Origin of the sequence: Bacteroides sp. 1_1_14 (assembly GCF_000162515.1) — a bacterium.
Classification (GTDB): domain Bacteria; phylum Bacteroidota; class Bacteroidia; order Bacteroidales; family Bacteroidaceae; genus Bacteroides; species Bacteroides thetaiotaomicron.
In genome coordinates this window covers 107546-121035 of sequence record NZ_GG774703.1, presented here as the reverse complement: position 1 = coordinate 121035, position 13490 = coordinate 107546, and the positions used below count along the sequence as shown (strand labels likewise).

General features: G+C 39.0%; 8 protein-coding genes and 1 pseudogene. 1 reads left to right on the top strand and 8 read right to left on the bottom strand.

Translation table 11 applies throughout. The annotated features are described in order from the left end of the window. Window positions 1–91: 91 nt before the first annotated feature. Entirely contained in the window at window positions 92–742 is a 651-nt protein-coding gene (locus HMPREF9007_RS20450; protein WP_008760234.1) for a response regulator transcription factor, read from the top strand. Between the two features lie 623 nt (window positions 743–1365). On the opposite strand, the gene HMPREF9007_RS20455 is transcribed toward HMPREF9007_RS20450, so the two are convergent. The 8 genes and pseudogenes from HMPREF9007_RS20455 to HMPREF9007_RS20490 all read right to left on the bottom strand — a co-directional run. Further along, window positions 1366–1614 (bottom strand): hypothetical protein, encoded by a 249-nt coding sequence (locus HMPREF9007_RS20455; RefSeq protein WP_008760233.1) that lies wholly within the window; start codon window positions 1612–1614, stop codon window positions 1366–1368. 207 nt (window positions 1615–1821) lie between these two features. After that, the gene (locus tag HMPREF9007_RS20460) at window positions 1822–3300 is read right to left on the bottom strand and encodes a sialate O-acetylesterase (RefSeq protein ID WP_008760232.1); all 1479 of its coding nucleotides are present in this window, start codon (window positions 3298–3300) and stop codon (window positions 1822–1824) included. A gap of 5 nt (window positions 3301–3305) precedes the next feature. Further along, entirely contained in the window at window positions 3306–5030 is a 1725-nt protein-coding gene (locus HMPREF9007_RS20465; protein ID WP_008760231.1) for a right-handed parallel beta-helix repeat-containing protein, read from the bottom strand. 36 nt (window positions 5031–5066) lie between these two features. After that, complete coding sequence (locus tag HMPREF9007_RS20470) at window positions 5067–7055, bottom strand: glycoside hydrolase family 97 protein (protein ID WP_008760230.1); 1989 nt, start codon at window positions 7053–7055, stop codon at window positions 5067–5069. Window positions 7056–7073: 18 nt separating this feature from the next. Continuing rightward, on the bottom strand, window positions 7074–10106 hold the full coding sequence (locus tag HMPREF9007_RS20475; RefSeq protein ID WP_225651845.1) for a hypothetical protein: 3033 nt from the start codon (window positions 10104–10106) through the stop codon (window positions 7074–7076). A 29-nt stretch (window positions 10107–10135) separates the two neighbouring features. Further along, a complete protein-coding gene (locus HMPREF9007_RS20480) occupies window positions 10136–11452 on the bottom strand; it encodes a M60 family metallopeptidase (RefSeq protein ID WP_008760228.1) in 1317 nt (438 codons plus the stop codon). A 12-nt stretch (window positions 11453–11464) separates the two neighbouring features. Continuing rightward, the gene (locus HMPREF9007_RS20485) at window positions 11465–12826 is read right to left on the bottom strand and encodes a M60 family metallopeptidase (protein WP_008760227.1); all 1362 of its coding nucleotides are present in this window, start codon (window positions 12824–12826) and stop codon (window positions 11465–11467) included. Window positions 12827–12836: 10 nt separating this feature from the next. Further along, window positions 12837–13490 (bottom strand): annotated as a pseudogene (locus HMPREF9007_RS20490) (M60 family metallopeptidase); the annotation flags it as partial.

Genomic DNA, 13490 nt, shown 5'->3' with positions numbered 1-13490 from the left:
ATCGTCACTGTTCGCAAACATACTGCGACAGGCAGGGGAAAACGACATCTTTTAATTATATTATCCCGTTGAACTTTTATTAGGAACAGTCATGAATACTGATACAATATTTATTATCGCGGACAATCAAGATATAACCAGGCGAGGAATGCATGGGTATATTTCCGACCTGTTCGAAGGATGCCATACTGAAGATGTGGCGGACAAGCGGGAACTTCTGCAAGCCTTGACAAAACATAATGAATGCCTTGTCATTTTTGATTATACTTTGTTTGACATGAATGGCGTAGAAGAGTTTCTGATTATAGAAAAACGCTTTCCGGATGTCCGCTGGCTATTATTTTCAGATGAACTGAGCGAGCAGTTTATCCGGAGACTGGGAGTAGAAAAGAATGTCGGAATGATTCTTAAAGAGAGTTCCGGTGAGGAAATCCGTTCCGCATTGAAATGTATGGCTTTGGGAGAGCGTTTTCTTTGTTATCAGATAACCGAACTGTTGATAAGCAATTCCGGCAGGCCGGAACATCATTCCGTCCTCACCGCTACGGAAACGGACATTCTCAAGTTGATAGCGCGTGGAAAATCCGTAAAGGAAATAGCCGCGGAAAGGATATCAAGCGTCCATACCATTGTCACCCATAAAAAAAATATATTCAGAAAACTTGGGGTCAACAATGTGTATGAAGCGACCAGATATGCATTACGCGCAGGTCTGGTCGAACTGGTGGAATATTATATATGACGGTTGGACAGAATAGGGATTCCATTTTACCTATATGAACATCTTAATATCCGTGAATATTTTGCTTATTTATTATGGTTTCTATTGCATGTGCATATATATTCCGGAGTCCTCCAGTCGCTAACGAAAAAATATAGCTCATAAAGTGATGATAGCACTTAATCGTCGATATTACAAATATGGGAATAATCCGGTCGCTTTTACAGTCGAAACTTCTCGAATCAAGGTTGTAATTCAGTATATTGGAAACCTCTGCCACCGTTCGGAAAAGAGTAACGATAGTATTGCAACTCCGGTTTCACTTAGCTTTTTCGGTTTCATTAGGTATCATCATTGCAGTCCGTTTCTCACTAGGCCCCTTATTTGCAATCTTTTTTCGTTTATCTGCTCCTTTTTCGTTTATATTCCTCTCTTTGCTAAAGAAAAATAATTAATTAATATGTCATAGCAATGAAAAAAGTTGTTTTTGTTGAAGCAAATCAATTTCTTTATTGTTTTACCATACCTTTTGCAAAAAAGGATTAATAACAGTAGACATTGGGCATTATACATGCTCAGGAAATCCCCAATTTCAAGGCTACAACAGGATAATAGATTGGACGCTCCACGGGCTATATATCTTATTAGTATACATTTAGTTTATCAGAACGTGTACCGGAAAAACAATTTTTACCTTCGAGAGAAAAATAACTTTCACGATCCAGAGAAGCTTCATGCAAATACATTTGTTGGCCCAGTTCCGAAAAAGGGAACAGAGCCTGGAGGCGACCTAATTCACTCGTTGCAAAACTTTGACGATATTTTTTAAGCATATCGAATTCTGTAAAATCTAAACAAGGTTCGATTTCTGATATTTTTTGTATCTTTACCATGTGTTTTTTATTTCAGATTACCCTCGTTTTAGGTGTAAAATATTTTTAGGGAGTTTAAAGATACAAAAAGGCAACTAACTTGCGATGAATTAGTTGCCTTGTGAATCATTTTTGCAAGAAAAGATTACAGCACAACTTTAGCACTATATCCTCTCCACATTAATATTATTCAGACTTTAAAATGAATATTTTTTCACTTAATGGTTCTTAACGAATTTCACCTATTTCCTCAGCAGGAATTTCCCAGTTATCTGTACGGAATGGTGCCAATGGAAGACCATAGTTCGTTTTAACATTTGCCTCTGGGCAGAAGTTTTTAAACGCATAGCGTACCGCTACTGGCTCTGGGACCTTATCTGAACTAACCATGATTTTGTTCTCCCACCATTTCAAATGTGCTGTTGCCGGATAGAATACTCCATCTTCACCTGCAATCTCAAAGCCTTGAAATCTCATTGTTCCTGTTTCACTGAAGCCAACAATAGAGTTGGCATCATTGAATTTATATGGTTCAGAAAGATTATTGAATGAAATCACAAGTTTATCCTTTTCACGCTCCATTGACTTATAGGTAGGAGATGGAGCCGGAATTCCCTCAATTCCGTAATCATTTGCCAAAGCTAAAAAAGCAAGGCGTTGTCCAACTTCTAACTTCTTAGCTGGATGTATACAGGTTGGGTGCCCCAAATCTGTTGTAGCAGCTACACCAACATGCTCCAATTCTGCGGCAGCTTGATACTGAGCCTCAATTACAAGTGGCAATGAACGTAAGTGGTCACCTTCATATCTATATGGTGCCAGCTGAGTAATATAGAATGGCATTTCATCATTACCCCACATCTTTCTCCAAAGTTTGATCAAGCCTACCTGAAGGTCCTTATAGTCGTACCAATTAATACGGTTTGAACAACCCTGATACCAGATAAATCCTTTAGCAGTGAAGTTCGCGATAGGAAAGATCATGCCGTTGAAAAGTCCTGCAGGCTTACTACTTTCGCCTTTCCATTTAGCGATACGTTCCATATCAAGACCCTCGATTGCATCAATTGACTTTTTAGACATCCAAGCCTCAATATTTGTTCCTCCCCAATTAGATGTTACTAAACCAATTGGAATTCGAAGAGTTTTATAAAGAGTAAGTCCAAAGAAATAACCTGTCGCACTAAATGCACTTACAGAAGCAGGAGTAGAACACTGCCACTGAGCTTTGCAGTCGTAAACCGGCTCATCTGAAGAATTACGTGGAACAGTGAACATTCTTATGCCCGGATAATTTTCTGCATCAAGTACAGCCTGCATACAGCCCTCAACAGGCTGATTCATGAAACCCGCAACAGGCATTTCCATATTGGACTGACCACCACATACCCATACCTCACCAAGAAGGATATTATCGATTACTAGTTCTTTTCCATCAGAGAAAGTGATAGAATAAGGGCCACCTGCCTCACATGTGGGCACTTTAAGACTCCAGGCACCATCAGTATCTGTCTTTACTTTATACTTCTTGCCGTTCCAAGATGTAGTAATACTAACTGTCTTACCTGCATCAGCTGTGCCCCAAAGAGTAACTTCTGTATTGCGCTGAAGCACCATGTTGCTGCCAAGAATAGATGGTAACTTTACTTCTGCCACTAGTAATGATGGCAGAAGTGTTAATATTGTTGCAAATAATAAATGTCTCATAGTTCTTAGTTGTGCTCAATAACGATATTCTTAGAATTCTTATAAATAAAATGATCTTTCACATCACCATTATAGGGATAGTCGTTAGTCATTTCGATCTTATTGTTACGGAATGTAAAGCCGTCTACGTAGTAAAGATTTACAATACGCGGATCAAAAACACGGAATACATTATTCTCTACTACGATTCCTCTGTGATAGCACTCATCACCCGACTGATCAGGGATACGGCTACCAACAGCAATACAAGCATTCCCCCAGGTAGGATAACCATAATTTCCATTTTCAAATACGTTATTTCTAATGATAACATCTCTTACTCCTGCCTGTTCGAACCAGAAGTTACCGTCCCCCTCGAATAGGATGGCTGCACCCGGGATATGGAAGTAGTTATCCTCAATAATCATCCTGGCTCTTGAACCAAGGAGAAGACCACGTGCTCTGTTCCCTGCCATGTGGCAACCTTTGATCAAGACTTCAGGATACTCCTCGTCAGCAGCAATAAGCATATTTTTCTCGATTCCCTCAGGGAGGTTCTCCTCGAATGTAACTATAGTAGTAATCTTGTTAAGACGCTCAACTTCTTTAACTACAGCATAGCACTTAGTCACTACAGACTTGTTATCTACTAACTCAACCTTCATACCTGGTTCAAGGAAGTCAACTCCATATTGACCTGAATTTCTCCACTTGAAGACAACCTTGTCAGGGGCAAGAATCTCATCAACAGCCATGTAAAGACCGTGGATATTTGTCGCATCATCTTTCTGGTTGCAGAAGGTACAGCCAATCATACGGATATAACCGGCACAGTTCACATAGTGAGTTGCATCAGCTGTAATACTGATAATACGACCTGTGTTTGGTGAAGGAACTACATTTACATTATTAAGTTCGATATCACGACTAAGCTGGGCTATAACCCCCATACCACCACAATGCCAGATGTTTACATTGAAAATATGGATAGTCTCTGAATTAGAAATGAAGAATGCGGGGTTAATTCTCCGTGCTGCACCAAATACCATTGTATTACCGACCGTACCCTTCAGGTCATGACGTTTGATACGAATAAGGTTATCCTTGATTCGCTCTGCCGGGATAGTTCTCTTAGAAAGCCAATAGTCACATACCAGGTATGCAGGCTCTTTTTTCTCTGTATCAAACTCCAGCAGGTTAGAAAAGTCATAAACAATACCATTCTCATCAGAGAAATAAAGACAACCATTTGTTATATTACAACGATATTCATCCGGGAAACGAATATCAAGGTAGCCATTACCTGCAGCCTCAATAATACCTTCTGAATGGAAAGTACGAGTATAATCAATAGAAAGACCTTCGATACGTACATTCTTACAATTCTCAAGGCTGAATGCAGAAACGAAACCTGTAAAAAGAAGCTTAGTATCCTGACCTTCTACAGTGAAATTCTGCATACCCTCAAGTTCGAATGCAATTCTCTTAAGACTCTCGTCGTTGTTACTAATAAACTGATATTTCTCGTAAGCCTTGTCAGCTTTAATACAAAGTGTTCCCTTTGGAAGCACTAGTTTTTCTGCTTTTACCTCGCGGCAGTAATCCAAAGCCTCACGAATTGCCGGCATAGCATCAATTTCCATTTGATCCTTAGCCAGATAATCTGTCAAGTACACTATTTTAGGAGTGTTATTACATGCTGTTACGAAAACAACTACCAACAAAAGGAATAATTGAGTAATTTTCTTCATTATGTATTCTATTTTAAATGGCTATTCAAATAATAATTATTTGGCTTCAATAATCAACGCAGCTCCACCACCCTTAGCCAATTTAACTAAGATTTCAGATGCAGAATCTACATCAATAGTAGAGATTTTATATTTCTCAGGTTTAACAGATGAATCAGCAGCATCTGCCAATAGCTTAGCAGTGTACTGTTTTCCTTTTTCAAGGAATGAAAGATTGATAATAACTTCTCTTTCATCCCAGTTTGTCAAGGCACCGACATACCATTTACCATCTTTCTCACGGGTAGTTACAATGTATTCGCCAATTTGACCTGCGATAATATGAGTCTGTTCAAACACAGTTGGAATAGAAGTGATAAACTCAGTACATGGAACGTCAGCCAAATAGTGTGAAGGAGTATCGCAGAGCATGGCAAGTGGAGAATCAAATACTACATAAGTGGCCACCTGATGGGCTCTTGTACCCTGGCTCATAGGCTTATGATAATTAATCTCAAAACCTTCCTTAGTGCTGTTTATATATGCACCCTGAGTATAATCTACCGGCCCTTGCACCTGACGGATGTATGGGAAAGTTACATCATAAAGCGGCATATCAGGATTAGACCATTTCACCTCCTCAAGACCGAAAACACCCTCGAAGTTTACGATGTGAGGATAAGTTCTATTAAGTCCTGTCGGCTTGTATATACCATGAAGGTCAAGCATCAAATGATATGTTCCTGCGGCTTCAGCCAAACGATAAACCATATCAACACACCTCTGGTCATCACGGTCGAAGAAGTCTACCTTGAAACCTTTTACTCCCATCTGAGAGTAGAAAGCACACGCTTCCTCAAGTTTATCGTCCAGTACATTTGCTACAGCCCAAATAATGATACCAACATTTCTTTCAGCACCATAAGCAATAAGACCTTTCAGATCAACGGCCTCTTTGATAACCATAATATCATCCTTCGCAGACCATCCTTCATCAATTATGATATATGGGATGTTAAATCTGGCTGCAAAATCGATATATGCTTTATAGGTTTCAGTATTTACACCTGGTTTGAAATTTATATTAGTCAAGCCACAGTCATTCCACCACTCCCAGGAAACCAGTCCCGGCTTAATCCAGCTCACGTCCCCAACTTTTCTCGGCTCACCCAAAAGATAAACCAAGTCGTTAGTAGGCAGCTGAATATCATTCTCTGCCACAGCAACAATACGCCATGGATAAGAACGAGTACCCTCCGTTCTAGCGATTACATCCTGACGAGTGGCAATCTTAAGTTGACATCTGGTAGGAGTAATATATGTGCTATCCGGCAACTTAGCAAAAGTTGCTGAATAACCGCCCTCCATACCCTCAAGGAACATACCTGGATAAGAACGAAGATCTGACTCACAAATTAAAAGGGTCTTACCACTTTTATTTTTCACTGCAACAGGAAGAAAAGTCAAGTTAGACTGAGAGCCAAACCTACTTACTTTCTCATAAGTATACTGGCTCTGATAAGAATTTGCAATCAGATCTTTTCCTCTTGAATAAGGAACCCAAGCCATCGGATCTTCCGGGAACACGAACTGTGCCGTCTCATCCAGAACCACTGCATCAGATTCAAATTCAGTTTCGAAACGCCATGCCACACCCTCATTGTAAACCCTAAACTCTAATGTCCAGTCGGCATAATCTACGCGGGCATAATTCCACTCTGCAGAGATTTTATTCTGACGATAAAAGGGGGCATCTACAGACTCGGATGCGGAACCAATTTTCACTTTGTAAGAAGCTTCACCGACACCTAACATCCTGCCCCCCTCAAATTTCATAGCCAAAGCAGATGGTGATACAAGAACCTCTCCTTCATGAACGATAGAATAACTAACACTGTCTTTCAAATCTACAACAAGTTTGATTTTACCATCAGGCGAAGTAACTGTAATGAAATCAGGTGCCTTGGAACACGATACCAAGATTCCTAGTCCAAGTATCATTACGTTCATAATTAGCTTCTTTACTATAGCATTAATTTTATCCATTAATAATTATGATTTAGTTTAAATTTTTACGCTAATTTTAGCGCCTTCAGAGATTTTGTAATTCTTCACTAAGCCATTTACCTTTATAACAACGTTTAATTTGCCCGCAGCAATACGAGATACTTTTACGTCGATATTTTTCCCAAATGCCCTAATGCTTTTAAGTGCCATTTCATTCCAATCGGATGGCATAGACGGAGTAATGTCAAAGCTCTTAAACCCCGTAGGTCTAATACCAAACATACCCTCAGTAATGATACGACAATACAGACCACTCTCCGCTGCAAGATGTCTCTGTGAGCCCTCTGGCCATGCCTCAATCGCATAGGGAACGTGATTACCTAGAAGACGCCTTTTTGAATAATATTTTAACTTTTCAGTAGCAATATCAGCCATTCCCGCTGCATAAATGCCTCTAAGAGCATATAGAGTAGAACGATCCCAGAAAGTAGTGCTACCCTGAGCTGTTAGCAGACCATCCTTTTCCCAAAGAAGCGGGCTGCATAGTGCATCTACGGTAGCTTCAGCACGATCAAAGATACCGACTGTTAATGGAATACAAATCCATGAACGAAGAATATCATTTCCATCATAATATCTATAAGTATCAAAACCACTAACTGTAGCACCATAATACTTTTCGATATTAACTTTCAATGTTGCAGCCTTGCTACGATATGCTTTAGCGACAGACGCCGGCAGCCCAAGTTCTTTTGACAGGCTGGCTGCGCTAAGCAATGCGTCATAATAAAGTGATGAAGTACAAAGATTTGCATCACCAGCCTCAAAACGACCTTCAAGTTCATCTGTATCTGACATTACTACGCCGGCATGATTAAGCTTTCTATCGCAATACTCAAGACACCACTCAATCAATGGCCAGAGTTCCTGTGCCACTGCCTTATCAGCATAAGTAAGCGAGAAACGAGAAGCGCCATAGGCTATCATCGCAGCATCACCTCTGTCTCCGGCACCTGCCCAGATGTCTGTACCTTCAGCAATAATTGAACTTGGAATTGGATTGAACTCAGGGTTCATGAAACGGGCGAAATGACGGAATGAGTTAATTGCCGACTCATTGCCACGCCAGTAACCCAAATATGGGAAGAATGGATTTACATACTCTGCTTGGTCATTTGCCCAAATTGCCGCATAATATGACTCCCCCCCCGGTGCATGCATATAGCCACCTGCTGTTTTGCAAATGCTCTCGCCGGTACGAATCTTGGCATAACGGAACATTGTATTAATAACAGAATCCGGCGTTTCTAATATTAATGCACCATCGATATCTTTATTGATGAAATCTCTACGTGCCTGAAGCTCTGCTTTAACATCTGCTATAAACTGAGGTTCAGCTGCCTTACGTCCGGAAAAAATAACATCAAAAGTAAGAGATTCACCTTTTCCCAAAACATAAGTACCAGATCCCTGAACCTTGGCTTCCACGATATAAGCACCATCTTTGCCCTTAGAGTCAAGAGTTTTAAATGTCTGGGTAAACTCAGGAATATATAGAGTCAGAGCACGGTCCCTAATACTAGTTATCACATAACGCTCACACAAATATGGCTTATCCACTGAAGGGAAAATAGTTCTAGTAAGCTTAACTGCAGGAACCGGGGATGTTTCTTTACCTGATCCAATGTTCTGCTTTCCTATGCAATATGTCTCTGCGCTTCCGAATACACCATCAATATAAACAGACTCTGTCTTAGGATTCTGAAGAACAAGACCGTCAACGCTAATAAGCGACGGTATATCTAAAGCAATTCTATGCATAAGACTTGCATGAGTATTATTGGGAAGCCTGCGGAGCATTGGAAATACCAAAGAACGCTCAGTAGTCAGAGTAGAGTTCTCATCAATATTCCAACGAAGGACACAAGCTATCTGCTCACCTGACATCTCGATGTGGTCATAATGAGGAAGCTTGTTCTCAGTAATATTCCACTCAATTACGCCATTTTTGCTGACCTCCCATCTTGCCGCAGTTTCCTTTACCTCCGGTTCATAATATACCTTTCTGTTTGGCTTGAACTCAAATGGGTTGGATGGCCTGGTATCTTTTAAAGAAACAAAAGTCTCATGTGTATTCTTACCTTCGAAAGTGGCATTCTCGATCTCATATAATGGCAGCCACGCATAAGCAACCATATCACCTGAAGCAATCTTAACAAAGGCATTTGGATACTTAACACCGAATTCTTCAGATGTAGGGAATACTTTTTGAGTATCGAAACTCACTTCACCATCACACCCTGTTTTTGTAGAGTACACAGGCTCGGCAGATACGCTATTAGAATACCAAACTACAGGATAGAATGTAAGTTCAGCATCTCTTACAGGTTTTCCATTAGGATCCATCACCTTGAATGCAAGATTTTTGGGGAGCATATCAGCTACAAGATTGTCAATCTCAACCATCTTATCCTCGGCAAGGTTGATCATATTTACAGCATATTCACTCCAAAAAGTCTCACCATAAGGATAGTTCATAATACAACGAGTGCCGTCGCAGGCTATCGGAGCAATTGGATTCTTATCAGCATCCACCTTCATTGCATAGATATCTGGCACACCACGACCGTGACCGAATTCATGAATAATACCGTCGATAGCACCTTCGTTAAAAGGATCGTTAAATCTATCATTATGAGTTCTTGAATGATATACTGTTAAAATATTCGAACCACACCAACCACCACCAACTTCTTCAGGGTGGGACTTATATCCATCGATAATCACTAAATAATCATGATTGGGATGTGGCTTTTTAACTTCCTTTGCAGAAATGCCATCATATATATAAAAAGCCTCCCAATCTACCTCGAAATCATATACTGCATCAAATTGACGAGTATGATTGAAAGCCTTATTGACACGCTTAAACATATACTCAATTTTCTGTTTAACTTTGTCAACACCCCCTAAAGAGTCTACTGACTCGCAGTCGATACCTACTTTTACACTAAATCTATAAATCGGTTGTGCAGATGCTGCTATACTAAACAGCAACAAAGCCGCACATACCAAATGTCTGAGCTTCATATTTTATTACAAAATAATTATTGCTAGTACTATTTTTCTAAAGACCTCTCAATCAATTTCAACTCCTCTGGAGTGTAGCAGGTCTTAGTTACATCCTCGCCTGCTGCTGTAGATACGTGCGAAAGAAAATACAAGAACTTCTCATAAGAACTTTTCATCTCTGGAAGATCGGCATCTTTGATTGCATACAATGTACGGAAAGCTTTCTTATATACGTCCCAACCATATTTATCCTTAATACGAAGAAATGTATAGTGAAGAGCATCACCATTATTCTTCGCTACACCACTACCAATAGTCTCATCATAGAAAATCTGGTAGTAGTTAATTATATCTGCTCCACGATAAATTATATTTCTTTGGCTTACTGCACCTTGACAAACTTCTATAGCATATGACATTCTGAAATTAGCGAAAATCTCATCATTCCAATTCCATCCTCCCATTCCACTACCAAGCATATTCCTAGCGGAAAAATTATGCCCAATTTCATGAAGAATACCAAAGCCCCAATCATCAAGGTTAGCAGCACGTTCAATTACTTCGGTAACTTTTACTTTATTATTCCATAAAATAGGGTTTCCTGCAAGGGCCCAATATCCAGGTTCAATACCTGGTGTATTTAAAATCATAATCTTACGACCTCCGTATGGAGTTCCTCCTAAGAGTTCCTTATAAGCTTCATATGTCCTGTCCAGGTTTGCCAACCACCGATCCATCTGCTTGTCGGTAATCGTAACCTTATCCTTATCCAATGACACAATGAAATGCTTACTTTCACGATGATATAATTTATCGCCAATCGGTTCGACTCTGACATTATCGTAATAAACTTCTCCTAATGCCTTTCCACCATTATAAGTTCCCCAAGGAAAACCTAAAGCACAACAAATCGTTGCCTCCCCTTTCTGATTTGGAACAAAGTCCATATAAATCTCAGACCATTCCATATCATCATAAACAAACTTAGAGGCATTCCAACCTTGCTCCAAACCATCTGGATTAAGGTATATGACAGCTCCACGTCCCTCTTTCACCCCTACACACTTCATCATGGCACTCATACGATAAAGTTTTCCAGGTTCGAGATTATTCAAGCTATGCATGATTCTTATAGCCCCTCTTTCAGGATTGGAAATCTTTACACATCCACTATTATCGATTCCCCCCCTTTTTTTATACTCTATTTTACCTGTTTTTTCTTCTGTAGAATTGTCAAACCAATTTTTCTCAAACTTTTTACTATGATTGAAGTCGTCTTCAAAAATTACTTTATCCTGAGCAAATACGTTTACACTCATTCCTCCAAGAAATACACAAGCTAAGTATGTAAATAATAATCTCATATTGTTTTAGTGTTAATTCAGTTGTTTCTTTATAGATTCCAATTCTAAGATAGAAAAATAATCCCAAACATCTACATCAGGATTTGTTTCCTTAGCAAACCTGTTAAGGGTGTTTACAAAATAGACAAATTTATCGTATTTATTTGTTCCTGAACCTCCATTTTTCCTAAGATAATTAAAGGTCTTCTTATAAGGTTCCCAAGTAATCGATGCTGCCATACGTGCTAACATATAATGAATGCCGTTATCATTTACCTTTGTACCTATTGTATTTTCATAATCTATTTTATACATATCCAAAATCTCTCCTCCTGTGAATACTTGTTTTCCATTTCTGCCATCCATATATACTTTCCCATTATTTTTTTCAAGAGCATAGTGCATACGGAAATTTGCAAACATTTCATCATTCCAGTTCCAAGAAGTATCACCTATATTAAAGACATGTCCTATTTCATGTAAGATTCCAAAACACCAATCATCATGCTGAAGCATTTGAGAGAATGAATCCTCTACAGCAGTACCATTAGCAGTCCATAAAATTGGATAACCGGCAAGTGCCCAATATCCAGAATAGATTCCTTTGGTTGTTTGGATAGCTAATTTTCTACCTTCATGAGGAACCTCCCCCATCAACTCTAAATAAGAGAGATAGATCTTATCCAGATTCTTTAACCATTGCTGCAAGACCTGCAAAGATATATTAACCTTAGATGGCTCAATAAAGATTCTCATATATTCACTTTCTAAAGTAAATAATTCATCCGTCACTTTAACTACGCTAATATTATCAAAATAGGCAGTACCTGTAGAACGACCTCCGTTAGCCATTCCGCCTTGCCAGAACCCTAACGCAGCAACTATTTCAGCCTCTCCGTTATCATCAGACATAAAATCTACAGTTACATTTGTCCAATTTTTAAGCTCAGTACCATAGAGATAGCGTGACGAATTCCAATATTGTTTAGAATTAGGTCGAAATATGACAGGCCCAGTACCTTGACCGTTCGGAATATCTGAATATCTGATACGAGCTGTCATACGGTACATCTGATCCGGTTCTAAATTTGTTAATGTTCTCTTCACGCCAACACAACATTCATCATTTTCCGGTAATTGCTGTATTTTTAGAGCTTTACTGTTATTTACCCCCTCTCCATCAACAACTTCAAGAAGCGTTTTAGAGCCGTTTGCATAATCTACCCTCGTCCATCCTTCTAATCCATTCTCAAAAGAAGCATTAGATACCTCTATTGCATTAGGATTCTCAATGACAGGAGGTGTTGGAGAATCTTCTGGAATAACATTATTATCATCTTTGCAAGCAACAAAGCAAATAATAAAAATAAATAATTGTGTAAATTTTAATTTCATAAATCTTCAATTATTGTTGTGTAGAAAGATATGATTTTATCACTTGTAATTCTTGTTTACTAAACAGTTCGTTCGTATCTACCTTAGCATGCTTAGTAAGAAAAGAGAGAAAATATTCGAATTTCTGCCATTGATTCATGTTTTTCTCTTGCTCCTCGTTTCTTGGAATGGAATATAATTCCTCGAAAACATCTTGATATAATTCCCAACCGTAAGTTTCTTTAATACGAATTAAACAATAACAAAGAGCATTGCCCATCTCTACCGCTCTACCGGCACCTATTGTCCGATCGTAACAGTTGTCTGTTTCTGATTTATATAATTGTAAAAGTTCTGAACCTGTATACGTTTTCTCTTGTGATTCAAATGAACCATCTGCTTGTACAACAGAGGCTGTTGTTATAACTTTTGCATTTAATTTTTCCAAGGCGTAGAACATCCTGAAGTTGGCAAATATCTCTTCATTCCAATTCCAAGCATATGTAGCACTTGAAATATAAGGAGCAAAATTATGCCCTATTTCATGCATTATTCCAAAACACCAATCTCCTCTCCGAATCGTTTGAAGCGATTCGTAAATATAGTTTTTATTCCATTGTATTGGATTTCCGGCATATGCCCATGCATCAATCTCTTTAGAACGAATTGAGATAATTTTTCCATC

Excerpts from the sequence above, each read along its gene's own strand:
- HMPREF9007_RS20450 (WP_008760234.1), top strand. The coding sequence starts at position 92 with ATGAATACTGATACAATATTTATTATCGCGGACAATCAAGATATAACC.
- HMPREF9007_RS20455 (WP_008760233.1), bottom strand. The coding sequence starts at position 1,614 with ATGGTAAAGATACAAAAAATATCAGAAATCGAACCTTGTTTAGATTTT.
- HMPREF9007_RS20460 (WP_008760232.1), bottom strand. The coding sequence starts at position 3,300 with ATGAGACATTTATTATTTGCAACAATATTAACACTTCTGCCATCATTA.
- HMPREF9007_RS20465 (WP_008760231.1), bottom strand. The coding sequence starts at position 5,030 with ATGAAGAAAATTACTCAATTATTCCTTTTGTTGGTAGTTGTTTTCGTA.
- HMPREF9007_RS20470 (WP_008760230.1), bottom strand. The coding sequence starts at position 7,055 with ATGGATAAAATTAATGCTATAGTAAAGAAGCTAATTATGAACGTAATG.
- HMPREF9007_RS20475 (WP_225651845.1), bottom strand. The coding sequence starts at position 10,106 with ATGAAGCTCAGACATTTGGTATGTGCGGCTTTGTTGCTGTTTAGTATA.
- HMPREF9007_RS20480 (WP_008760228.1), bottom strand. The coding sequence starts at position 11,452 with ATGAGATTATTATTTACATACTTAGCTTGTGTATTTCTTGGAGGAATG.
- HMPREF9007_RS20485 (WP_008760227.1), bottom strand. The coding sequence starts at position 12,826 with ATGAAATTAAAATTTACACAATTATTTATTTTTATTATTTGCTTTGTT.